At 69.8% G+C, this 22,107-nt stretch carries 22 protein-coding genes and 1 pseudogene; 8 read left to right on the top strand and 15 right to left on the bottom strand.

The window, feature by feature from the left end:
- Nucleotides 1–12: 12 nt before the first annotated feature.
- Both ACIA5C_RS33025 and ACIA5C_RS33020 read right to left on the bottom strand, forming a co-directional pair.
- Nucleotides 13–474 carry a hypothetical protein gene (locus ACIA5C_RS33025; RefSeq protein ID WP_396061988.1) on the bottom strand — a complete coding sequence of 154 codons (462 nt, stop codon included), beginning with the start codon at nt 472–474 and terminating at the stop codon, nt 13–15.
- 108 nt (nt 475–582) lie between these two features.
- Nucleotides 583–1,260: a DUF6082 family protein gene (locus tag ACIA5C_RS33020; RefSeq protein WP_396061986.1), complete on the bottom strand. Its 678-nt coding sequence runs from the start codon at nt 1,258–1,260 to the stop codon at nt 583–585.
- A 228-nt stretch (nt 1,261–1,488) separates the two neighbouring features.
- Between ACIA5C_RS33020 and ACIA5C_RS33015 the strand changes: the two genes are divergently transcribed.
- The 4 genes from ACIA5C_RS33015 to ACIA5C_RS33000 all read left to right on the top strand — a co-directional run bounded on the left by ACIA5C_RS33015 (nt 1,489) and on the right by ACIA5C_RS33000 (nt 5,476).
- Nucleotides 1,489–1,638, top strand: coding sequence for a hypothetical protein (locus ACIA5C_RS33015; RefSeq protein ID WP_396061984.1), 150 nt, complete (start codon nt 1,489–1,491; stop codon nt 1,636–1,638).
- A gap of 631 nt (nt 1,639–2,269) precedes the next feature.
- The gene (locus ACIA5C_RS33010; RefSeq protein ID WP_396061982.1) at nt 2,270–4,144 is read left to right on the top strand and encodes a ricin-type beta-trefoil lectin domain protein; all 1,875 of its coding nucleotides are present in this window, start codon (nt 2,270–2,272) and stop codon (nt 4,142–4,144) included.
- Nucleotides 4,141–4,905 carry an NPP1 family protein gene (locus ACIA5C_RS33005; RefSeq protein WP_396061980.1) on the top strand — a complete coding sequence of 255 codons (765 nt, stop codon included), beginning with the start codon at nt 4,141–4,143 and terminating at the stop codon, nt 4,903–4,905. The genes ACIA5C_RS33010 and ACIA5C_RS33005 overlap by 4 nt, the downstream gene beginning before the upstream one ends.
- Before the next feature lie 97 nt (nt 4,906–5,002).
- A complete protein-coding gene (locus ACIA5C_RS33000) occupies nt 5,003–5,476 on the top strand; it encodes a hypothetical protein (RefSeq protein WP_396061978.1) in 474 nt (157 codons plus the stop codon).
- On the opposite strand, the gene ACIA5C_RS32995 is transcribed toward ACIA5C_RS33000, so the two are convergent.
- Both ACIA5C_RS32995 and ACIA5C_RS32990 read right to left on the bottom strand, forming a co-directional pair.
- Nucleotides 5,463–5,846 (bottom strand): hypothetical protein, encoded by a 384-nt coding sequence (locus ACIA5C_RS32995; protein WP_396061976.1) that lies wholly within the window; start codon nt 5,844–5,846, stop codon nt 5,463–5,465. The genes ACIA5C_RS33000 and ACIA5C_RS32995 overlap by 14 nt on opposite strands.
- A gap of 23 nt (nt 5,847–5,869) precedes the next feature.
- Nucleotides 5,870–6,580, bottom strand: a complete 711-nt coding sequence (locus ACIA5C_RS32990) for an alpha/beta fold hydrolase (protein ID WP_396061974.1) — start codon at nt 6,578–6,580, stop codon at nt 5,870–5,872.
- 222 nt (nt 6,581–6,802) lie between these two features.
- Between ACIA5C_RS32990 and ACIA5C_RS32985 the strand changes: the two genes are divergently transcribed.
- Entirely contained in the window at nt 6,803–7,249 is a 447-nt protein-coding gene (locus ACIA5C_RS32985; protein ID WP_396061972.1) for a hypothetical protein, read from the top strand.
- Nucleotide 7,250: 1 nt separating this feature from the next.
- Here ACIA5C_RS32985 and ACIA5C_RS32980 read toward each other — a convergent pair whose 3' ends face one another.
- Entirely contained in the window at nt 7,251–9,590 is a 2,340-nt protein-coding gene (locus ACIA5C_RS32980) for an ATP-dependent Clp protease ATP-binding subunit (RefSeq protein ID WP_396061970.1), read from the bottom strand.
- A gap of 199 nt (nt 9,591–9,789) precedes the next feature.
- Between ACIA5C_RS32980 and ACIA5C_RS32975 the strand changes: the two genes are divergently transcribed.
- The 3 genes from ACIA5C_RS32975 to ACIA5C_RS32965 are packed head-to-tail and all read left to right on the top strand — an operon-like array spanning nt 9,790 to nt 12,254.
- Complete coding sequence (locus ACIA5C_RS32975; RefSeq protein WP_396061968.1) at nt 9,790–10,551, top strand: hypothetical protein; 762 nt, start codon at nt 9,790–9,792, stop codon at nt 10,549–10,551.
- Nucleotides 10,551–11,174, top strand: coding sequence for an HAD family hydrolase (locus tag ACIA5C_RS32970; protein WP_396061966.1), 624 nt, complete (start codon nt 10,551–10,553; stop codon nt 11,172–11,174). The genes ACIA5C_RS32975 and ACIA5C_RS32970 overlap by 1 nt, the downstream gene beginning before the upstream one ends.
- A 9-nt stretch (nt 11,175–11,183) precedes the next feature.
- Nucleotides 11,184–12,254, top strand: coding sequence for a hypothetical protein (locus ACIA5C_RS32965; protein ID WP_396061964.1), 1,071 nt, complete (start codon nt 11,184–11,186; stop codon nt 12,252–12,254).
- Here ACIA5C_RS32965 and ACIA5C_RS32960 read toward each other — a convergent pair.
- The 10 genes and pseudogenes from ACIA5C_RS32960 to ACIA5C_RS32915 all read right to left on the bottom strand — a co-directional run bounded on the left by ACIA5C_RS32960 (nt 12,251) and on the right by ACIA5C_RS32915 (nt 22,097).
- Nucleotides 12,251–13,222, bottom strand: a complete 972-nt coding sequence (locus tag ACIA5C_RS32960; RefSeq protein ID WP_396061962.1) for an IS481 family transposase — start codon at nt 13,220–13,222, stop codon at nt 12,251–12,253. The two genes, ACIA5C_RS32965 and ACIA5C_RS32960, sit on opposite strands and share 4 nt — an antisense overlap.
- A 176-nt stretch (nt 13,223–13,398) precedes the next feature.
- Nucleotides 13,399–13,645, bottom strand: a pseudogene (locus ACIA5C_RS32955) (hypothetical protein); the annotation flags it as partial.
- 144 nt (nt 13,646–13,789) lie between these two features.
- Nucleotides 13,790–14,785, bottom strand: coding sequence for a dihydroxyacetone kinase subunit DhaK (dhaK, locus tag ACIA5C_RS32950; protein WP_396061960.1), 996 nt, complete (start codon nt 14,783–14,785; stop codon nt 13,790–13,792).
- A gap of 11 nt (nt 14,786–14,796) precedes the next feature.
- A complete protein-coding gene (dhaL, locus tag ACIA5C_RS32945) occupies nt 14,797–15,405 on the bottom strand; it encodes a dihydroxyacetone kinase subunit DhaL (protein ID WP_396061958.1) in 609 nt (202 codons plus the stop codon).
- Nucleotides 15,402–16,157, bottom strand: coding sequence for an HAD-IA family hydrolase (locus tag ACIA5C_RS32940; protein WP_396061956.1), 756 nt, complete (start codon nt 16,155–16,157; stop codon nt 15,402–15,404). The genes dhaL and ACIA5C_RS32940 overlap by 4 nt, the downstream gene beginning before the upstream one ends.
- Entirely contained in the window at nt 16,154–17,014 is an 861-nt protein-coding gene (locus tag ACIA5C_RS32935) for a class II fructose-bisphosphate aldolase (protein WP_396061954.1), read from the bottom strand. The genes ACIA5C_RS32940 and ACIA5C_RS32935 overlap by 4 nt, the downstream gene beginning before the upstream one ends.
- A 55-nt stretch (nt 17,015–17,069) precedes the next feature.
- On the bottom strand, nt 17,070–18,245 hold the full coding sequence (locus tag ACIA5C_RS32930) for a LuxR C-terminal-related transcriptional regulator (protein WP_396061952.1): 1,176 nt from the start codon (nt 18,243–18,245) through the stop codon (nt 17,070–17,072).
- 340 nt (nt 18,246–18,585) lie between these two features.
- Complete coding sequence (locus ACIA5C_RS32925; protein WP_396061950.1) at nt 18,586–19,386, bottom strand: EamA family transporter; 801 nt, start codon at nt 19,384–19,386, stop codon at nt 18,586–18,588.
- A 23-nt stretch (nt 19,387–19,409) separates the two neighbouring features.
- On the bottom strand, nt 19,410–19,943 hold the full coding sequence (locus tag ACIA5C_RS32920; protein ID WP_396061948.1) for a hypothetical protein: 534 nt from the start codon (nt 19,941–19,943) through the stop codon (nt 19,410–19,412).
- Nucleotides 19,944–19,982: 39 nt separating this feature from the next.
- The gene (locus tag ACIA5C_RS32915; protein WP_396061946.1) at nt 19,983–22,097 is read right to left on the bottom strand and encodes a glycoside hydrolase family 3 C-terminal domain-containing protein; all 2,115 of its coding nucleotides are present in this window, start codon (nt 22,095–22,097) and stop codon (nt 19,983–19,985) included.
- Nucleotides 22,098–22,107 lie beyond the last annotated feature (10 nt).

The following is a 22,107-nucleotide window of genomic DNA, read 5'->3' as shown; positions in this document are numbered from 1 at the left end:
AAACCACCGATGTTATGAGCAGTGGTGCGTGACCGGCGCCAGCCACTCCTTCATGGTCGGACCGAGCACGGCGCTCACGTCGTCCGTCGTCTTGATCTTCGCAAAGAACCCGGTGTTCTTCGCGGCGGCCTGCAACTGCCCGGCCGCCCGCTTCCCGTCGGCCCGCATCTCCGCGTCGGTGCTGCCCTTGGTGGCGCCGAGAACGGCCGACCCGAACGCCGTGAGCTTCTGCTGTGCTTCCTTGCGCGCGGTGTCGCCACTGGCGGGCACCTTGCTGAGCGAGGAGGCGAAGGCGCCCATGTTCCTGGTGTAGACGTCACCGATCGCTTCGCAGGAGGCCTTGGTCGCCAGCTGCTCAGGCGCCAGCGTGACCGCGGCCGTCCCCGCGCGGGGCGTGGGGCCGCCGGTGCTCCCGCAGGCTGCCGCCCCCAGCAACAGCCCTGCGGCAACAATCCCGAACAAGGCGCGGCGCATAGCAGACTCCCTGGCTGGACGGGTTTGATCGACGCCACCCTACCGCTTCTATCGAGGGGTTTCAATGAAACGTTGGGAGCGCTCCCAGTTGTTCGAGACAACCCAGGCTTATTGATACTCGGCCCAGATTCGGTCGGCGGCCATGGCGAGGCTGAACTCCTCGGTCCCATCGGTGTATAGGCTCATGCGCGCGTCGGCGGTGTCCCGCCAGTACGCTCGGACCTTCGAACTTGTGAACAAATGGCGAAGGAGTTTGAGTAGCTCCTCCTCGTTGGAAACCCCGGCCGTGTACAGAAGCCAAGCGTGTTGGAGCATGAGATTCGCGTACATGTGCTGGGCTGTCGTCGCTGGGTCGGGGGCGCCGAAGGCTGGCCACACCTCGGCGAGATCGGGCCGATCGAGCGCCATCTGAATGAGCGACACATGCATCTTTCGGACATCGACGTCGGCGCTGCGGCGCAAAGCTGCCTGAGTGTCGCGAAGAACGCGCCCCTGCTCGGCCAGCTCGGTCCACTGTGCGCGCATCTCCTGCCGCTGGAACACCCAGGTGGTCAACACGGCCGCCACCGCCAACGCCGAAACGACGGAATTCACTACGCCGAAGGCCTGCCCGACGTCGCTCCAACGAGTCCAGGTCGCAGTGTCGCCACGAGCGCTCAAAACCGCTGCGAGGCCCACGCCTACGACGACGACGGCCGCCGTCAGTACTACGACGGCGACGGTCGCTCGGAACACCACTTGCGCGGTGGTGGCAGGCCGGGTCGTGGACGAACCGCTGAGTGCCATCGCATCCTCCAGGTTGCAGCCTCGGGCGCATGGCGTGTCTGCTTCTCATCCACCCGAGAGATCGGCCAGATCTGGGCTGCCGTCGTTCTTTCCGTTAGAAGTGTGATCGTGAGTAACGCCCGGAAATCTAAAGGTCCTCTTCCTGCGAGCCCTGTTGTCCGCAGGATCGGCCTTACGCCCGCTGCTCGTGGTTCAGCGTCCAGCTGCACCTGCCCGGACATCTTTGAATTGAGGGACGGAAACTTCGCCGTCGTCGGCACCGACCGCACCAGGGAGATGCGGGACCATCTGCCGCCGGACGCCGGCGTTGCTCCGTACGAGTCGATCGTGGTCATCACGCGTGACACCCTCATGGCTGCGGCAAGGGATCTGGTTTAGGGCCGCGGGTCCCTTTGGTGTAGATGTCCCGCCGAGTGTCCGCCGTGGACCGGCAGTGAGCGCGATCGATGGGCCCGGCGGACAGGTATTTCAGGTTGCTGATCATCCGGCGTGCATGGCGACGCCGGTGGCCAGGGAATATCGATCGAATGCATTGCCGCCCGGACGGGCCGCTCGATCAGGACTCCGTTGTAGCGTGCGTTTTTGCAGTCGTGGATAGTAAGGCTAACCGGCCGGAATAGGCGTCCCTCGATAAAGGATCTGGGCCAGATTGCTACCTCGCAAAATTGCAATTTGGCAGGTGGGAAGCAGGTGATCCGCCGGACCGCAGACAGGCCGCGTCGGAGAACGCGGCGGTGCCGACACCGTCGTGCGGGCCGACCGTGCGATTGGGCCGGCGTCCTCTCGCGGCCGCCTCGACGTCCCGCCGCCCCATCCGGTGGCCCTCCGCGCGGACGGCGATGCACCCCGGCCTGCGCAAACACCGCGCCGCCCACATCAACGACCGGGCCGCTGAGCGGAATCTGTTCACCATCTTTACGGATGGCCATTGACGATCTTCGCTCGGCACGCCAAGATTTCGGGACAGTTATATCGAGCCTTGAACTTACTCTCCGAGAGGGCCGGGTCGATGCGCCGAACCGCCGTCCTGACCGCCACCGCCTTAGGCGCCTTCGCCGCGTTGTCCGCCGCTCCCGCGGCCGATGCGGCGCCCGCCACGTCGGTGCAGGTCTATCTCAGTTCCGAGTCCCGCACCTCGGGCTACGAGCCGAAGAACGCCAACTGGTACAGCAACCCCGCCACCGGGCTTGCCGGCACGCCCTACCAGCTGTCGCGCCAGGCCGACATCGCCACGACCGCCGCGTCCGGCACGCCGAGCATCACGGTCGACACCAACACGCAGTATCAGAGCATGCTCGGGGTCGGGTCCTCGCTCGAGGAGTCCACGATCTACAACCTGTCCCGGATGAGCGCCACCGCGCGGGACCAGGCGCTGCGCAAGCTGGTCGACCCGGTCAACGGGGCCGGCTTCAACGTCATCCGGATCACCTTCGGCACCGCCGACTTCACGTCGCACGCCTTCTACTCCTACGACGACGGCGCCTCCGACCCGTCGCTGAGCCGGTTCTCCATCCAGCAGGACATCAACTACCACATCATCGACGTCCTCAAGCAGGCGCGCGCGATCAACCCGAACGTCAAGTTCTTCGCGAGCGCGTGGAGCCCGCCCGGCTGGATGAAGGACAACAACAGCCTGATCGGCGGCAACCTGCTGACCAGCGCGATACCGACCCTCGCCACGTACTACCGCAAGGCTGTCCAGGCGTACCAGGCCCAGGGCATCCCGATCTACGGCATGACGCTGCAGAACGAGCCCAAGTTCTCCGGGGCGTACCCGAGCACCCTGGTGAGCGCCGACCAGGAGCGCCAGCTGGCCGTCGCGTTGAAGACGGAATTGAACAACAACGCCCTCGGATCGACCAAGATCTGGGCGTTCGACCACAACTTCAGCGACGGCGTCTCCTACGCGCAGGGAGTGCTGGGCACCGGCACGAGCCACAGTGACGCCTACTCGTCGGTCGACGGCATCGCGTTCCACGACTACAGCGGCGACCCGTCCGCAATGGCCCAGGTCAAGGCGACGTACCCGGACAAGGACGTGCTGATGACCGAGCGTTCGGTCTGGGGCACGGCCGGCGCCGACCGCCTCGTCCAGTACTTCCGCAACTCGGCCACCCTCTACGAGGGCTGGGTGTCGATGCTCGACCAGAACCACTCGCCGACCAAATGGCCGGGCGTGCCCGACCCGACGATGCTCGTGCAGAGCACCTCGAACCCCGACACGTTCTGGGCCCTGCCGGACTACAACATGATCGCCCAGTTCTCGAAGTTCGTTCAGCCGGGTGCCAAGCGGGTGTCGTCCAACAACGGCTCGTCGGGCAGCACCACCAACGTCGCCTTCCAGAACCCGGACGGGACCCTGGTCACGGTGGTCGTCAACCAGACGGCTGCGTCGCAGCCGATTTCGGTACGCGTGGGAAGCCAGCAGTTCTCGGCCACCCTCCCGGCCAAGACGGTCGGCACGTACCTGTGGGCCGGCGCGACCAGCGGCACCGGCGGTGGCGCCCCGCACACCGGCCAGATCGTCGGCTACGGCGGCAAGTGCGTGGACGTCGCGGGTGCCAACCCGGCCAACGGCACCGCGGTCCAGCTCTACACCTGCAACGGCACCACCGCGCAGTCGTGGACGGCCGGCACCGACGGTACGGTCCGTTCGCTGGGCAAGTGCCTGGACGTCAACGCGGCCAACCCGGCCAACGGCACCAAGGTGCAGATCTACGACTGCAACGGCACCACCGCCCAGCAGTGGGCGGCGGCCTCCGACGGCACGCTGCGCTCGCTCGGCAAGTGCCTGGACGCGACCGGCCCGTCGTCGGCCGACGGCACGAAGTTGCAGATCTGGGACTGCACCGCCGGGGCCAACCAGAAGTGGACCCTTCCGTGAGAAAGCGGCGCTTGGCGATCGGGGTGGCGCTGGCCGCGGCCCTGATCGTCCTGCCGGCGACCCCGGCGTTCGCCGATCCGCCGGGCCGGTTGCCGCAGAACGCGGGCGGCTACGAGCAGTCGTTCTCGCCCGCCTACGACTACGACACCGACGGCTGTTACGCCACGTCGGCGATCGGCGCGGACGGCACGATCGCGCCCGGGCTCAACCCGTCGGGCGCGGTCAACGGCCACTGCCACGACCAGTCCGATCTGGACGACTCGCAGACGTACGCCCGCTCGAAGTGCAACAACGGCTGGTGCGCGATCGTCTACGCCTCGTACTTCGAGAAGGACCAGGCCGTGGCCGGCAGCGGTCTGGGTGGCCACAAGCACGACTGGGAGCACGTGATCTCCTGGGTCGACCAGGCGACCAACCAGGTCGAGTACGTGACCACGACCCAGCACAGCAGCCAGGTCACGTACCCCCGGTCGCAGGTCCGTTTCGACGGCAGCCACCCGAAGGTCGTCTACCACAAGGACGGCCTGTCGACCCACTACTTCCGGCTCGCCAACACCAGCGACGAACCGCCGGAGAACTACTACCACTACTGGTTCTATCCGCCGCTGGTCGGCTGGGACGGCTGGCCGAGCACCGGCCTGCGCGACCGGCTGATGAACGCCGACTTCGGCGCCGCCACCATCAAAATCAAGGACGGCTCGTTCGAGTACCTGCTCGGCGTCTCCAAGCCGGCCGGCATACCCTTCGACCCGAACGCGTAGGCATTTCCCCCGCGGCGGCCCGGGCCCTCACCGGCTCGGGCCGCTGAGTTGCCGGGCGGTTCTTGCGGTGGCCGCCCGACCGGTGGACAGTCACCGCATGGACAACGCCGCCGAATCGAGCGGGCGGCCGCAGACGATGCTTCTGCAGGGTGCGGCCAACCTCCTCGTCAACGGGCTCCTGCGGACGCCGGTGGTCTCCCGCGGCATCGGCCGGCGCCTGGTCACGATCTACGCGGTCGGCCGCCGGTCCGGCAAGCGGTACGCCGTTCCGGTCGCCTACACCCGTCACGAGGGCGTGCTGCTGGTCGGGACGCCGTTCCGCTGGGCCCGCAACCTGCGGACGGGGGAGCCGGTGCAGGTCCGCTACCTGGGCCGGCTGCGCACCGCGGACGTCAGTGTCCACACCGACGAGGAGGCGGTGGTGGCCGACTACGCCGTCATCGCGCGCGACAACCGCAGCTTCGCCCGCTTCAACCGGATCGGCTCGGACGAGCACGGTGACCCGGACCCGGCCGACCTGCGCCGGGCCTGGCAGGCCGGTGCCCGGGTCCTGCGGCTCACCGTCCGCTGATCGTCCGCTGCGAGCCGGCCACCCCACCCGACGCGAGCGGGCGCGGTGTGCGCCACGGCGACTCGTCGCTCCGGGCGGTCGGGAGGTCGTGGGCGCCGGCGTCGGTCAGCTCGATCCAGCCGGTGCCGGCGCGCTCCAGCAGCGCCGACCACTGGCCGAACGCGGGCAGGGAGAAGCGCGGCGCCGACGCCGGTTCGGATCCGGACGTGGAGTCGCCGGCGTCTCCTTTCGGCTCGGCCGAGTGCCGGCGGCGCCCGTCGACGCGGTGCCAGGTGGAGGACTCCCGGGCCGCCGCTTCGGCCCGAGTCAATGGGTTGATCAGAGAACCGTTCCAGCCGTCACCGAAGACGGCCCCCCATGTCGTCGTCATGGGCCCGGACTTGTAATGGCCCCCTACGACAGTTCCGCGGTGATCGCGGCCCGGATCAGGTCGGCGACCCGGTCGGGATGAGCGACCGGGATCGCGTGCGAGGCACCCTCGACCTCGACGATCTGTTGGGCGCCGGCCCGTTCGGCCATGAAGCGCTGCACCTCGACCGGGATGTTCCGGTCCGCGCCGGCGAGCAGGAACCACGACGGCAGGGTCTGCCAGGCCGGCGTCCCCGACTTGTCGGTGAGCACGACGTCGCGCGCGGGTCGCTGGGTCGCGGCCATCAGCGCGGCCTGCTCCTCGGGGAGGTCGGCCGCGAACTGTTCGCGGAACCGGTCGGGCCGGATGTAGAGGTCGCTGGTCCCGTCGGCCAGCGGCACCGGCGCGAGGGTCTCGCCGAGCGTGCTGCCCGAGCCTTCGCCCTGCACGTCGCCGACGCTCTCGCCGTCGGCCGGGGCGAACGCGGCGATGTAGACCAGCGCACGCACGTTGTCGTGGCCGCGGGCGGCGTTGGTGATGACCGACCCGCCGTACGAGTGGCCGGCCAGCACGACCGGGCCGTCGATCGAGGCGACCACAGCGGACACCGAGGCGGCGTCGCCGGGGAGGCTCCGCAACTCGTTGGGGGCGGCGACCACCCGGTGGCCGGCCGCTTGCAGAAGCGGGATGACGCCGGACCAGCTGGCCGACTCGGCGAAGGCGCCGTGCACCAGCACGACCGTCACATCAGACATGCGACCAAGCTAGGGCGCGGCGCCGGGATAAACCCGCGTTGCGGGGAAAGGCCCGGGTGTGGCCGCGATCACCGGGGGCAGAGGTCCGCCTCAATATCTTGATCCCTCCAGTGATCGAAAGGCGCCCCAACGATGCATCTTCGTTCTTAGCCCGCGGCGGCCGCGCTTCTGCTCCTCACCCTGGCCGGGTGCCACGCCGCGCCGGCCGCCTTGCCGACCAGCGTGAAACCGTCTCAGGCGACCCTGCTCGCGTCGATTCCGCAACGGTCGTCGGTGCCCTTCCACTTCGCCCTCTCGGGCGGCGATGACGAGATGACAGGCGTCATCGACCTTCGGACGACCGGGCCGGGCCAGATCTCCGGCACGACCGACATGACCTCGATGACCGGCTTCACCTTCCTCCGGCGGGACCACTTCGCCGCGCTGGGTGGCGGGGCCCGGGAGGTCCCGTTCACCGCGGCGCTCGACGGGCAGGGACGATTGTCGTCGCTCGCCGTCCAGGTTCCGGCCGGCGGGAGGTTCGCCGCGGCAACCTACCGGGCTGCCTACACCGATTACGGCAGCACGACGCGACCGGAGCCGCCGGCCGCCGGGGATCAGATCCCGGCGCCCGACGCCACCTATGAGTTGTTCAGGGGTGTTCAATATGCGGGGCCGGACGTCGGCTGAGTCAGGCTGGCGTCAGGTCGGCGCTGCGGAAGGTCAGCCGGTCGCCGTCGGAGTCGACGACCACGGTCTGGCCGGGGCGCAGCTCGTTGAAGAGGATCTGCTCGGACAGGGTGTCCTCGAGTTCGCGCTGGATGGTGCGGCGCAGCGGCCGCGCCCCCAGCACCGGGTCGAACCCCTTCCTCGCCAGGTAGTCCTTGGCGTTCGCAGTCAGCTCGAGGCCCATGTCCTTGTTCTTGAGCTGGGACTCGATGCGGGCGGTGAAGATGTCGACGATCTCGAGGATCTCGTTCGGCCGCAGCTGGTGGAAGACGATCGTGTCGTCGATGCGGTTGAGGAACTCCGGGCGGAAGTGCTTCTTCAACGCCTCGTTGATGCGTGCGGGGTCGGGCCCGGAGACCGCGGCCGTCTCGAAGCCCACCGAGGCCGCGCCGCCGGTGCCCAGGTTCGTGGTCAGGATGATCACGGTGTTCTTGAAGTCGACGATCCGGCCCTGGCCGTCGGTCAGGCGGCCGTCCTCGAGAATCTGCAGCAGGGTGTTGAAGACGTCCGGGTGGGCCTTCTCGATCTCGTCGAACAGCACCACCGAGAAGGGCTTGCGGCGTACCTTCTCGGTCAGTTGCCCGCCCTCGTCGTGGCCCACGTAGCCGGGCGGGGCACCGACCAGGCGCGACACCGTCGCGTGGTCGTGGAACTCCGACATGTCGAGCTGGATCAGCGCGTCCTCGGATCCGAACAGGAACGAGGCCAGCGTCTTCGCGAGCTCGCTCTTCCCGATGCCCGAGGTGCCGGCGAAGACGAACGACCCCGACGGCCGCTTCGGATCCTTGATGCCGGCCCGCGTACGGCGGATCGCCCTCGACACCGACGCCACGGCGTCCTCCTGGCCCACCACCCGCTTGTGCAGTTCCTCCTCCATGTGCAGCAGGCGGGCGGTCTCCTCCTCGGTCAGCTTGTAGACCGGGATGCCGGTCCAGCTGGCCAGCACCGCCGCGATCTGCTCCTCGTCGACCTCCTCGAAGAGGACCTCTGCCACCCGGGCGGGCAACTGTTTCTCCTGGTCCCGTAGCTGGGCGGCCCGCTCGAAGTCCTGCGCGTCGATCGCCGCCTCCTTTTCCCGGCGCAGCACGGCGATCCGCTCGTCGGGTGACGCGCTCAACCGGCGGAGGCACACCCGCGCGCCGGCCTCGTCGATCAGGTCGATCGCCTTGTCGGGCAGGAACCGGTCCGCGACGTACCGATCGGCCAGCGTCGCGGCGGCGACCAGCGCCCGGTCGGTGATCGTCACCCGGTGGTGGGCCTCGAAGAGGTCCCGGAGGCCCTTCAGGATCTCGATCGTGTGGGCGAGCGACGGCTCGCCGACCTGGACCGGGTGGAAGCGGCGGTCGAGGGCCTTGTCCTTCTCGAAGATCTTCTTGTACTCGTCCAGAGTGGTCGCGCCGATCGTCTGCAGCTCGCCGCGGGCCAGCATCGGCTTGAGGATCGACGCGGCGTCGATCGCGCCCTCGGCCGCCCCGGCCCCGACCAGCGTGTGGATCTCGTCGATGAACAGGATGATGTCGCCGCGACTGCCGATCTCCTTGAGCACCTTCTTGAGACGCTCCTCGAAGTCGCCCCGGTAGCGGGCCCCGGCGACCATCGACGCCATGTCGAGGCTGAAGATGTGCTTGTCCCGCAACGTCTCCGGCACGGTGCCGGCCACGATCGCGTGGGCCAGGCCCTCGACCACGGCCGTCTTGCCGACGCCGGGCTCGCCGATCAGGATCGGGTTGTTCTTCATCCGGCGGGAAAGAGTCCGCATCACCTGCTCGATCTCCGGCTCCCGGTTGATCACCGGGTCGAGCTTTCCGGTGCGGGCGTCGGCGGTCAGATCGTGGCCGTACTGATCGAGCACCGGCGACAGCCCGGGCGCCTGGACCGGCCTCGGCGCGGGCTCGGCCAGCAGTTCGGTCACCTGCCGGCGCACCTGGCCGAGGTCGGCGCCCAGGATGCGGGCCGCGACCCCGTCGCCCTCCCGCACCAGCCCGAGCAGGATGTGCTCGGTGCCGATGTAGTTGTGCCCCAGCTGCAGCGCCTCGCGCAGCGACAGCTCCAGCACCTTCTTGGCCCGCGGGGTGAACGGGATGTGCCCGCCCGGCTCCTCGGAACCCCGGTCGATCTGCCCGCGCACACCCTGAACGGAGACGCCCAGCCCCTGCAGCGCCTTGGCCGCGACGCCCTCACCCTCGCTGAGCAGCCCGAGCAGCAGATGCTCGGTGCCGATGCAGTTGTGGCCGAGCCGGCGGGCTTCTTCCTGGGCCAGGACCACAACCCGGCGCGCCCGGTCGGTGAACCGCTCGAACATGACACTCACGTCCCTCGCGGCGAAGCCCCACGCACCCCGCCGGCGAACGCAAGCGGACAGGAGAAAACGCATGCGCTGAGTCGGAGCCTCTTGGCGTGAACGCGGGACCCGCGTGGGGGATCCCGCAACGCTCGTGCAGGCGCTGCTGCCCCCTCAAGCTACAACAGTTCGTCCTACGATGACGTGAGGGAGGACCACGATGACCGCTACTCGCAGCCGCCGATCCGTACCTGACCGGGCCCGGCGCCGCGCCGTCCGGGCCCTGGCCACCGAGCTGGGCGTGCCCTATTCGGTCGCCGCGCGCCTGCTCAGCGGCCCGGCCACGAGACGTTTCCCGGTCGGCGACGACGAACACCGGGCGTGGATGTTCGCTGCGCGCGAACACCGGTCGTACCTCTGCCGGGTGAGCGACGCGCGGCAGGCGGGTGACCTCACGCTCGGCCGCGCCGCGCACCTCACGCGGCGGTTCCCGCCGCTGCGCACCGCCGCCGGCAACTTCTATCTCGGTGACGGCCGGGAGACGGCACTGGCGATGCTGTACGCGGTGGCGGGTCACGAAACGCCCGCGCTCCTTCCCGGGCCCGACGAGCTGGCGTGGGCCGCCGAGCTGGGGGAGGAGTCAGCCGTCGACATCGCGTGCGCCGCGCTCGACCGCGCCGCCCGCCTGCTGCTCGACCAGGAAAGCTGGCGCCTGTGGCCCCGCATCGAAACGGCCCTGGACGCGGGCGAGTCGAGCGCCGACCCGCGCGTCCGCGACGCCGCCCGCCTCCTCAACCGCGAGCTCCGCTCGACCAGCCTGCGCGGGTCGCTGGCCGGTGCCCGGCAGATCCTCGACGCGCTGCTGGTCGAACCCTACGACGGCCTGCCCCCGGGCGCCCGCACCCGGAACGGCATCGTCACCGGCGCCCGCTGGTCCTCGGACGGCCCGCCCGTCGATTACGACACCCTGACCCCGGCCTGATGCGGGGCGTCCTGTTCGACGCCGGCGGCGTGCTGATCCGGCCGGTCGGCGGCCGCTGGAACCCCCGCCGCGACTTCGAGGGCATCGTCGCCCGCCACCACCCGTCCCGGTCGGTGTCCCCGGAAGTGATCGCGGCCGGGCAGCACTTCCTCGACTCGTCTCCGCGTACGGCTTCCCGGGACGCTTATCACCGGGTGATGCTGGCCGCGATGGGCATCGACGATCCGTCCCCCGATCTGCTGCACGAGCTGGACACCCCGGCCGCGGGTCCGTTCGTCGAGCTCTACCCCGACGTCCTGCCGGTGCTCGACGAGCTTTCCGCGCGGGGCATCCGCATGTCGGTGGTGTCCGACACCTGGGCGGGGATGGCCGCCACCTTCGACGAGCTGGGCCTCGGCCACTACTTCGCCGGCTACGCCATCTCCGAGGTTCTGGGCTGCCGCAAACCCGACCCCCGCATGTACGCGGAGGGCGCCCGCCTGATCGCCCTCGAACCCCACGACTGCCTGTTCATCGACGACGACCCGGACCTGGTGGCCGCCGCCCGAGCCCTCGGCTACCACGGTCTCACCCTCGACCGCCCCGCCATGACGCTGGACGCGCTCCTGCCTCTGCTGGCCTAAAGTCCATTCGTGCCGGTCATTGTCCACTCTCCTGCCGAGGCCGGCGCGATTCCGCCGGCCGAATACCTCCCGCTGTCGCCGGGCGCCGGTTTCCGCGCGGTTCCCCTCCTGCTCGTGTTGCCCGATTCCGGTGCCCGCCTGGTCGCCGTCGGCCAGGCCTGCATCCTCGGCCGGCCCGGGCGGCCGGCCGAGGTCGTCGTGGTCGTACGGTCGTTGTGGCAGGGCGACGGCCCGGACGGCAACGCCTGGGCGCCGATCGAGGAACACGCCGCGCTGACCCCGCTGATCACGGCGGCCGTCGAGGCGAGGATGCGCCCGTCCGCCGGTGACGGCGAGGAGGACGCCACTCGTCAGGCCCGGCAGCTGGCCGAGCTCTCCCGCAACTCGGTCGCCGAGCTGCGCAGCTTCCGCTACGAGCTGGAGCGCCTGCTCGGTGACACGCTGCGCGGGCGCCGCCGCCAGGAGCTGGAGCCGATCCTGGCCGGCATCGTCGAACTCTCGGCGATGTTCGGCCGGGTCGGCGACGAGGCCCGCGAGGCCGCCCGCGAAGGCCTGTGGTCGTGGCGCACCGACCCGGCCGCGTTTCACGCCCACCGCCACCTGGCCGACCCGACCGCCGTCATCGACCGCCGGCACCGCCGTGGCCACCGCCGTTCCTGGTTCGTCTCCCTGGACACCGCGATCCGCCACTGCCGCCAGACCGAACTGCTGGCCGGGCAGGAGGCCGCCCTGACCCACAGCCTCCTGAACGCCGCCTCGACCATCGCGGTGACCCGCGACGCCCGCGCCCAGGAAAACTTCAATCTGATCGCCACCGTGGGCGCCCTGCTCCTCGGCCTGCCCGCCCTGATCGTCGCCCTCTACAGCGCCAACTCGGTCCTCCCGCTGACCCGGCACAACGCCCACGTCCTCTACCCGGTCGCCCTGGCCGGCCTGGCCGCCTCCGTGGTGGCGGCCGTCCTCCCGGGCACCCGTGTCCGCCGAGCCCGCCGTTTCCTGCTCGCCGCCGCCGCGACGCTGCTGATCGTGGCGCTCCTCGGCTACGCCGGCCACCTGATCGCCGTCCAGCCGCAGCGCTAGCTGTAGCGACCAGGATCGTTGTTGACGCGGTTGATGGGTGGCTGGTCTCCGAGCGCGGTGTGGGTTCGGTGGTAGTTGTATTGGTGGAGCCGGCCGGGGAGGGCGTCGGCGCGGTCCTGGCCGTTGGTGAAGGGCCGGGAGTAGATTCGTTCGTCGGCCATGGTCGGGTTGAAGCGTTCGGCTTTGCCGTTGGTTTGGGGCCGGTAGCGGCGGGTGAACCGGGCTTGAGCGCCGAGTTCGGTCAGGGCGTCGCGCCAGGCGTGGCCTCGGCGGTAGGCCAGGGCGTTGTCGGTCATGACGCGTTCGATGGCGGGGATGCCCAGGCGGGCGAAGTGTTCTGCGGCGCGGTGCAGGAACCCGGCGCAGGTACCGGTCTTCTCGTCGGGGTGGATTTCGGCGTAGGCGAGCCGGGTGTGGTCGTCGATCGCGGCGTGCACGTATGCGTAGCCGGTCCGGGTGCGGTATCGGGCTTGGCGGTGTTCGAGGGTGTCGCGGCCATGGACACGCCAGCCGCCGCCGTCGCGTAGCCGGCCGATCTTCTTGACGTCGACGTGGATCAGTTCGCCGGGCCGGTCGCGTTCGTAGCGGCGGATCAGTTGGCCGGTGGGCCGGTCGAGCCAGGTGAGGCGGTGCAGGCCGTGGCGGGTCAGCAGGGCGTGGACGGTGGAAGCCGGCATGTCCAGCAGTGACGCTAACCGGCGCGGGCCGCGTTTGAGTTCGGTGCGCAGCGCGCACACGCGTGCTTCGAGCTCAGGGCTGGTTTGGTGAGGGAGGCGGTGGGCGGTGCTGGGTCGCTCGTGCAGGCCGGTGTCGCCTTCGGCGCGCCATCGGGCCAGCCATTTGTAGCCGGTGGCGCGGGAGCAGCCCAGCTCGGTGACTACGTGGGCGACCGGACGGTGGTCGGTGACGACACGCTGGATCAGCAGGCGTCGGCCGTGCAGAGTCAGACGGGCATTACGGTGGGCCATGAGGACCTCCGGTCTTGGTGAAAGCGTCGCAACTTCCACCTCGCCGGAGGTCTTCTCACTTCTCAAGTCGCCACGCCGCCGCGTCAACAACCCTCGTGGTCACTACAGCTAGCGCGCTGCCCATGAACGTCCGCCGGGTGCGAGTCGTCAGGCGGGGGTTGGGCCCTGCGGTGTTGGCGGGCGTTGGCGTTACGCCAGCGCAGGTATTTCTGAATCTTACGGGCCAGGACCGTGTGGTTGCGATGGTTCGAGTTCGCCATCGTGAACATCCGTAGCGGCCCGAACTGGGCCTTACGGTGGCAGGTCGCCGGCAGCCGGTCCGGATGAGCCTGCGGCGCCCACCCGCCTGCGTGATGCGGGCGGATCGCCGACGGCCCCGAACTGGTCGAACGCGAAACGGCGCTGCGGAAACCGGTCGGTCAGGTGGCCGGCGTAGCCGGACCGGGTCGCGCTTCCCGCGGCGCACGAGTTGTTGCAGCCTGCGGCCGCCACCGCTGTGCCCGTACCGGCCACCGGCACTCTCGACAGCCAACATCACCGCTGTCGAGAGTGAAGGCCGCTCCGTGGTCAGAAGATGCGGAAGGCGCCCTCGGCCGGGGCGGCCAGCAGGCCGTCGATCTCGTCGTCCAGGCGGACCAGGGTCAGGGAGGCGCCGGCCATGTCGAGGGACGTGCAGTACTCGTTGACGTAGCTGCGGCCGACCGTGATGCCGCGTTCGGCCAGGCGCTGGTGGGCGCGGCGGTAGACGATGTAGAGCTCGCTGATCGGCGTACCCCCGAGGCCGTTGATCATCAGGGCGACCCGGTCGCCGCTCTGGTAGGGCAGGTCGGTGACGACCGCGTCGAGCATGTCGTCGACGATCGCGTCGGCTTCCTTGATTTTGCGGCGTTCGCGGCCGGGCTCGCCGTGGATGCCGACGCCGAACTCGATCTCGTCGGCGCCCAGTTCGAACAGGGGTGAGCCCTTGGCCGGGGGAGTGCAGGCGGTCAGCGCGACGCCCAGGGTGCGGGTGACGTCGTTGACCTTGTTGCCGATGCGCAGCAGTTCGTCGAGGTCGGCGCCCTGCTCGGAGGCGGCCCCGACGGCCTTGATGACGAAGAAGTTGCCGGCCACGCCGCGGCGGCCCACCGTGTACGTGGAGTCCTGCACCGCCACGTCGTCGTTGATCGTGAGGATCTCGGCGCGGATGCCGTCGGCCTCGGCCATCTCCTTGCCCATGTCGAACGCCATGCGGTCGCCCGTGTAGTTGTTGACCAGCAGCAGCACGCCCTTGGGCGAGTTGAGCAGCTTGGCCGTCTCGTACACGTAGTCCATCGGGGGAGCGGCGAACACGTCACCCGGGCAGGCCGCGTCGAGCATGCCCTTGCCGACCGCCATCACGTGGGCCGGTTCGTGCCCGGAGCCCGACCCCTGCACGATGGAGACCTTGTCGGCGGACGGCGCGCCGGCCCGCATGATCAGGTTGTAGTCGGGGACGTATCGCAGGGTGTCCGGGTTGGCGAGGGCGATCCCCTCGAGCATCTCGGGCACGTACCGTTTCGGATCGTTGACGAACTTCTTCACGCCAGTGCTCCCTACTTCTGCCAGGTCTCGCTGATCCGTTCGGCGATGACCGCCACCGCCGTCGCGCCCGCGTCGACCGAACCCCGGCTGCGTTCGCCGGTGTACGCCGCGCGTCCCCGCTTCGCGACCATGCCGGCCGTCGCGTCGGCCGCCTCCCGGGCCGCCGCCGTGGCCGCCCGCAACGCATCGGCGCCGTCGGTGCCGCCGTCCAATTCCTCGGAAAGGCGGTCGGTGAACGGCACCAGAGCATCGAGCAGCGTCTTGTCGCCGACGTCGGACTGCCCACGCGCCTTGATGCCCTCGATCGCCGCCCGGAGCATTGCCACCACACCCGAGTCGGCCGCGCCGCCCGCCCGCAGAAAGGCCGTCCCCCACAGGGGACCGGACGTGCCGCCGATCCGGGAGGCGATCACCATGCCACTGCGTTTGAGGAAGGTGCCGGCATCCGTACGATCGAGCCCGTCCCACCCCTCGAGCAGTTTCTCGAAGCCCCGGGCCAGCGAATAGCCGAAGTCGCCGTCGCCGACCACCGAGTCGAGATCGCCGAAGTATTTCTCGTTGGCGATCGCGGTTTCGGCGATGGTCCGCACCACGAATTCAGTTCGTTCCAGATCGGTCATCGCCGGTCTCCGTCTCTCAAACATGCGCGCAGGTCGTCCAGCGTCAGATAGGCCCCCGGACGCGCCGCACCTCGATTGGCCAGTAACGAGACCGGGGGCCGGTCCGGGTCGCCGAGCTCGGGCACGACGAGGATCGCCTCGGTGAAGTCCTCGTCCTTCGTGTAACCGTTGACCGTGACCAGGCAGCGCAGTCCCGCCCGGGTCGCGGCGAGCAGCCCGTTCCGCGAATCCTCGATCACCAGCGTGTCCGTCCGGTCCAGGCCGAGCTCGTCGACGGTCAGCTGATAAATCGCGGGATCCGGCTTCTTGGCCGGCACGATGTCACCGGCGAAAACCGGGACGCGGGCGGCGATGGAAGGGCCGACGGCGTGCTGGAGCACCGCGCGTACGGAGGATTCGGCCGAGGTCGATGCGACCGCGACAGTCCATCCCTGTTCGAGTGCCTCGGCGATGATCCGGGCTATGCCCGGTCGAAGCGGAAGCTCCGCGACCAGCTTCTGGAAAATGGCGGATTTGGTCCGATGCCAGGCGGCGATTTCGTCCTTCGTGTGCGCGGCCGCGAACGACGGATCGTCGAACAGGCTGGCCATTCGCTCTTTACCGCCGCCGATCTTCAGCTTCTCGCCGTATTCCTGTTCGCTCCACTGCACGCCCAGGCCGAACTGGGCGAAGGTCGCGTTGAAAGCGGGGAGATGGCCATACCGTTCGGTATCGGCCAGCACCCCGTCGCAGTCGAAGATCAGGGCGCTCACCAGGCCCGCCCCGAACCGCCGAAGAGCCGGATGTGCCGCGCCGCCATGTCGGCGACCGCGGCCCGCTGATGCCGGAACAGCGACGGCGGATCCCACTTGTCGTTCTCGGCGGACGAACGCAGGAATTGCAGCCCCGACTTCATGAAGGTCTCCTTCAATGCGGTCGAGATGTTCACCTTGGCGCAGCCGCGCGCGATCAGGTCGGTGAACTGTTCGTCCGACAGCCCGGTGCCGCCGTGCAGGGCCATCGGAATGCCGGTCGCCTCGACCAGGTCGGTGACGCGCTGGGCGTTCAGAATGGGGGCCTGCTTGTATTGCCCGTGCGCGTTGCCGATCGCCGGCGCGAAACAGTCGACGCCGGTCGTGGTGATGAATTCGACCGCGGTTTCCAGGCTCTGAACGGTGGACGCGTCGTCCGATCCGATGTCGTCCTCGACGCCCTGAATGCCCTCGATCTCGCCTTCGACGTGCGCACCCGTCCGGCGCGCCTCGGCGACGACCTCGGTGGTCTGCCGCCGGTTCTCGGCGACGTCGAGTTCGTGGGCGTCGAAAAGGACCGAGTTCCAACCTCCGGCCAGGCAGTCGGAGATGACCGTCCGATCCGGGCAATGGTCCAGATGTAAGGTGACCGGCACATCGACGTCTTCGACCAACGCCTCGAAGATGCCGAAAAGCCGCGGCCGGCCGTACTGCCGCACGGTCTTGACCGACGTCTGCAGAATGACCGGCGCGCGCTCCTGCACGGCGGCCGCCAGCACCGCCTCGATCGACAGATCATTGATGATGTTGAAGGCGGCCACGCCGTAACGCTCAGCCAGCGCCCGGTCGAGCATCTCCTTCATCGCGACGACAGGCATGCTCCCCAGTGAAGCCATCCCGATCGCCCACCGGTATGGGGAAAATCCCCCGGCTTCACCAGTCGTTGCGCAGCGCGGTCATCACCGCGGCGGTCCGATTCGTCGTCCTGGTCTTTCGCATGATCGCCCCGACATGCTTTTCGACGGTCTTGGCCGACAAAACCAGCCGGGCGGCAATCTCGCGGTCGGTGAGTCCTTGGCTCAGAAAAGCCAGGACTTCGGTTTCTCGAGGCGTGAAGGGTCCCGCTTTCTTTTCGTACGCCGTGGAGCCGACCGTTTCAGCAGAGTGTCCCGCTTCCCAGCGCGTGCCCGGCCGGTCGTCCCGCTGCGTGCCCCGGCCCGCTCCTTTCTCGTCGCCCTCCTGGTTCCCATCGGGCGTGATCACGTCCGCTCCCAGTGCATAGGGAAGGTCGGCGCGGACGAGCACGCCCCACCCGCGTACCTCCTGAACCGTGACGCCGCCCCCGGCGGCGCGTCGCAGAAGCTCGTCCCAGCTTGCCGCGCCCATGCCCAGCGGGTCCGGCTCACCGGCGCCCTCGTCCTGGACCAGCACCCGCAGGCCACCGGGCCGATAGACGACCGCCACGCGCAGCCGCGGATGCGGCCGTCGCCGGGCCGCCGCATCGACCAGGCCGACGACGGCCCGGGTGAGTTCCGGGGAGACCGGCCGCACCAGGCCGACCTCGGTGACGACGACCTGCTGACCCCCGAACCGCCGGCGAACCTCCGCGGCCGGCGACGCCTCCCGCCGCCGCGACTCGATGATCGCGGCCGCGGCACTCTGCGTCAGCGCCTCGAGGTCGTCCACCTCCTGCGTCGAGAACCGCCCGCCCTGCCCGGTGAACGCGACGTTGACCGCAATGACGTCCCCGCGCCACCAGATCGGCACGGCCGCCGCCGGCCCTTTACGCCCCGGATGCCGGCCGTGGAGGTGATTGGTCCGCATCCGCCCGTAGTCCGCGATCACCACCGGCTGCCGCTCGCCGTACGCCTGCCCGGTCGCCCCCTGGTCGAGCGGAAACGAGTCACCGAGCCGGCAGAAGTCGCCGTATTCGGCCACTTTGACATAGCTGCCGTGCCCGGCGTCGACGAGCGAGACGCTCCCAGCGACCGACCCGGTCAGCCGCCGCGTGTGCCCGAGCAGCCGTTTCAGGACAGCGGCGAGCCGCAGGTCCCCGAACACGTCGGCGACCGCCTCTTCCAGCCGAAAGCCACCCACCAGCGGCGACATGACTCGAACCTATGGTCTCCAGGAGGCGGCGGCAACGGCTGAGCGCCCGGATTCAGGCCCCGCGGCGTGGTGAGCTCCAGCTCGAGAGCGAGGTAGCCGGCCGAGACGGGGGTGTCGGGTGGTTGTCGCCCGATGTGCAGTCGGCCGGGCTGATGCCGGGCTCGGTGAGCGTGCCGGCCGCTTGAGCCACCACCGCGACATCCGCACCACGAGTTGCCCGCGGCCCAGTCCCACCGCTCCAGCTCGACCGGGCCGGCATGCGAGACGAACGCCCGCATCCGTCACCCCGGCAGCATCCGCGCATCGCCTCGTGGCCGCAGCCTGGAGATCGACGCCCGTGCTAGCGGCCTTGCCGGGTGATGCCGACCCCGGCCGCGGTCACCAGCGCCAGCGCGACCAGTGGGGCCGGCCCGAGGCGCTGGCCCAGGAACAGGAAGCCGGCGATCGCCGCCCCGGCCGGCTGCAGGCTCATCAGCACCCCGAAGACGCGGGTCGAGAGGGCACGCAGGGCCACCAGTTCGAGCGCGTACGGCACGATCGACTGCAGCAGCGACACCACGATCCCGCCCGCCAGCAGCCGTGGGTGCTGGAAGGCGTGTCCCGCGCCGGCCGCTCCGAAGGGCAGCACCAGCAGTGTGGCGACGGCGAACGCGACCGCCAGCCCGCCAAGGCCCGGGACCGCCCCGCCGAGGCGGGCGGTGAACATGATGTAGCCGGCCCCGCACGCCCCGGCGGCCAGCGCGAGCAGCAGACCCTCCCAGGGGGCGTCCACGCCGGCCCGCAGCCCCAGCAGCACCACCCCGGCGCCCGCCGCCAGTGCCCACACCAGGTCGCCTACCCGCCGGGTCTGCACCAGCGCGAGCACGAGCGGCCCCACGAACGACAGCGTGACCACGATGCCCTGCGGGGCGCGGGCGAAGGCCAGGTACGACAGCAACGTCAGCCCGGCCGCGAAGCAGCCCAGCAGAACCGCCGCCCGCCAGGCCGCCGCCGGCCAGGTGCGGACCCGCGGCCGCACCACGACGATGAACACGACCGCGGCGACGCCCATCCGCAGCACCAGGACCCCGGGCGCGCCGAGCGAGTCGAACAGCGTCCGGGCGATGGCCGCGCCGGCCTGTGAGCACACGACCGACAGCACGACCAGCAGCGGCGCCGGGCGGCCTACAGCGCGGCCTTCGGGAACGACGAGCCGGGTGCGGCCGGGGCCGACGGCTGCTCCGGTACGCGGGTCATGAACAGCCACGCGCTGGTCAGCCCGCCGACGAAGGCCGTGATCACCGGGGCCACCAGCACGTACATGCCGGCCGGCACCCGGAAGACCAGCAGCAGGCCGCCGACGAGCAGCAGCACCGTGGTGACCGTGTCGGGCGAGACCATCTCGAGCACCCGCCCGATGATCTGCTGGCCGCGGTTGCGTCCGGCCCGCCAGTCGAGCAGGAACAGCCCTAGTCCGCCGAGCGCGGCCAGCACGACCACCTCGACCCCGAGCACCCGGTGCGGCTGCCCCGGGATCGCGAGCAGCAGGCCCAGCAGCAGCACGATCCCGAACAGCGTCAGCGTCCCGGCCGCGCGGTTGCGCAGTTCGACGTTGGAGGCGAACACGTTGAGGCGGATGGAGATGGCGATGAAGAGAAGGCCGAGCAGTGCGGCGGCGGCGCCGCCGACGATGACGGCAAAGGTGTCCCACGATTCCACGGCGATCCTCCGGGCGGGGGTAGCGAGAGCTACCGGAGGTTACAAGTGCAGCGGAACGGTGGCCGCAGCGGGATCGCCCGAATAGCCGGCCGCCTCCACAACGACCTCGGAGGCGGCCGGCGTGAAGCCGTCACCGGTCCAGCGCAGCAGCGGTCGCACCGAACCACGCACAGTTACCGTCGCCGACGTTCCGGCGGCCAGCGAAACCGGCGCGAATCCGAGCAGCACCCGGCGCGGGAAGTCGGCCGCGTCGACGACGCCGTAGAGCTGGACCACGTGCCGGCCGTCCCGCGACCCGGTGTTCGACACCGAGACCGTGGCCGTGAACGACTCGTCGGCGACCGTGCTCACCGACACCTCGGAAATGGCGAAGCTGGTGTAGGACAATCCGAATCCGAGCGGGAAGGCCGCTTCGATCCCGTCGCGGTCGAGCAGCCGCTGACCGAACCATTTGTCGTAGACGATCGACGTCGCGTCCCGGTCGAAGAACGGCAGGTGCGACTCGTCGACCGGAATTGAATAGGGCAGCCGTCCCGAGGCGTCGGCGAGACCGAGCAGCACGTCGGCCAGGGCCTGCCCGCCGGAGACGCCGCCGTACCAGCCGATCAGTACGGCCGGAACCGACGACCGCCATTCTTCGGTGATGACGGCGCCCGCGGTGACGATGACGACCACGGTTCGCGGATTGACCGCGGCCACCGCCCGGATCAGTTCGACATCCGACGGCAGGAGGCGCAAGCTCGCGCGGTCGCCGCCCATCGCCCCGACCATCACGCCGTTGGCCATCGACGGGTCTTCGGCCGACGGCGCCGGCGGATAGAGCGCCAGCAGGGCCGGGTCGGCGGTCGCGTCGTCGCCGACATATTCGCCCTCGTCGACCGCGGTGTAACCGACGACCACGATCGCGGCGTCCGCGTCACGCGCGGCATCGGCCGCGGCTTGCGCGCCGTCTTCGCTCGCGCGCTTGACGCGTACGCCCGGAAGCGCGGCCGAAAGGCCCTGGAATGCCGTCGTGACCTCGGGGGAGCGCACGTCGGACGACCCGTGGTCGCCGGTGTTCGGCACGTCGGCCAATCGTCCGACGACCGCGATCGACGACAGTTCGGACGCCTGCAGCGGCAGCACCGAATCGTTTTTCAGCAGCACGATCGAGGCGCGCGAGACCTCGCGCGCCAGGTCGCGATGTTCGGCCGAGAAAACCACCGACGGCGCCGGCTCGTCCTCCAGATCGGAGGCGTAGAACGCCAATTGGGTCCGCAGGATCCGTCGCCCGGCCCGGTCGACGTCGTCCCAGGACGCCTCGCCCGACCGCAGAAGGGCCGGCAGTTGTGCGGCCCGTTGCTGCCGGAACGGTTCCTCGACGTCGAGGCCGTTCCGCAGCGACTTCGCCGGATCGCGCAATCCCCAGATGAAGTCGGAGACGGTCACCCCTTCGAAGCCCCAGCGGCCGCGGAGGATCTCCTCCATGAGCACGGCGTTCTGCCCGGCCCATTCCCCGTTGACCGAGTTGTAGGACGTCATGATGCCGTCGACGCCTTCTTCGACCACCCGCCGGAAATGCGCCAGGAACACCTCGTGCAGCGTTTCGTCGGACGCCTGCACGTCGACCTTGAAACGCGCGTTTTCCATGCTGTTGAGCGCGTAGTGCTTGGCGACCGCCATCGCATTGCGGTGTACGCCGCGCACCAGGGCCGCCCCGAATTCGCCGAGCAGCAGCGGGTCCTCGCCGTACGTCTCCTGAATCCGGCCCCAGGCCGGGTGCCGCGGCAGATTGATGCAGACGCCGCCGAAGAAATTGGCGCCCTGGGCGCGCATTTCCCGCCCGATCGCCAGGCCGACCCGCTCCTCGAGCGTGACGTCCCAGGTGGCGCCCCGGGCCATCGACACCGGGAACGCCGTCGACTTGCCCATCACCACGCCGCGCGGCCCGTCGCTGAACCGCAGCCCGGGGATGCCGAGCCGGTCGACCGCGCCCATGAGCAGCGGCCGCAGGTTGTAGCCGGCCGACATCTCGGCCAGGCCGGGCCAGAAGTCGTCGTCGCCGTCGAGCAGCCAGAGCTTCTCCTCCGGCGTCAGCTCGGCGAGCAGGGCCTCGGCCTCCTTGCCCGGGTCGGCACCCGCGCGTACCCGGGCCAGAGCATCAGCGAACGCCATCGCGGTCATC

Origin of the sequence: Actinoplanes sp. NPDC051343, from assembly GCF_044455125.1 — a bacterium.
Taxonomy (GTDB): domain Bacteria; phylum Actinomycetota; class Actinomycetes; order Mycobacteriales; family Micromonosporaceae; genus Actinoplanes.
The sequence above is the reverse complement of the archived record's forward strand: the minus strand, read 5'-3'. Positions and strand labels throughout refer to the sequence as shown.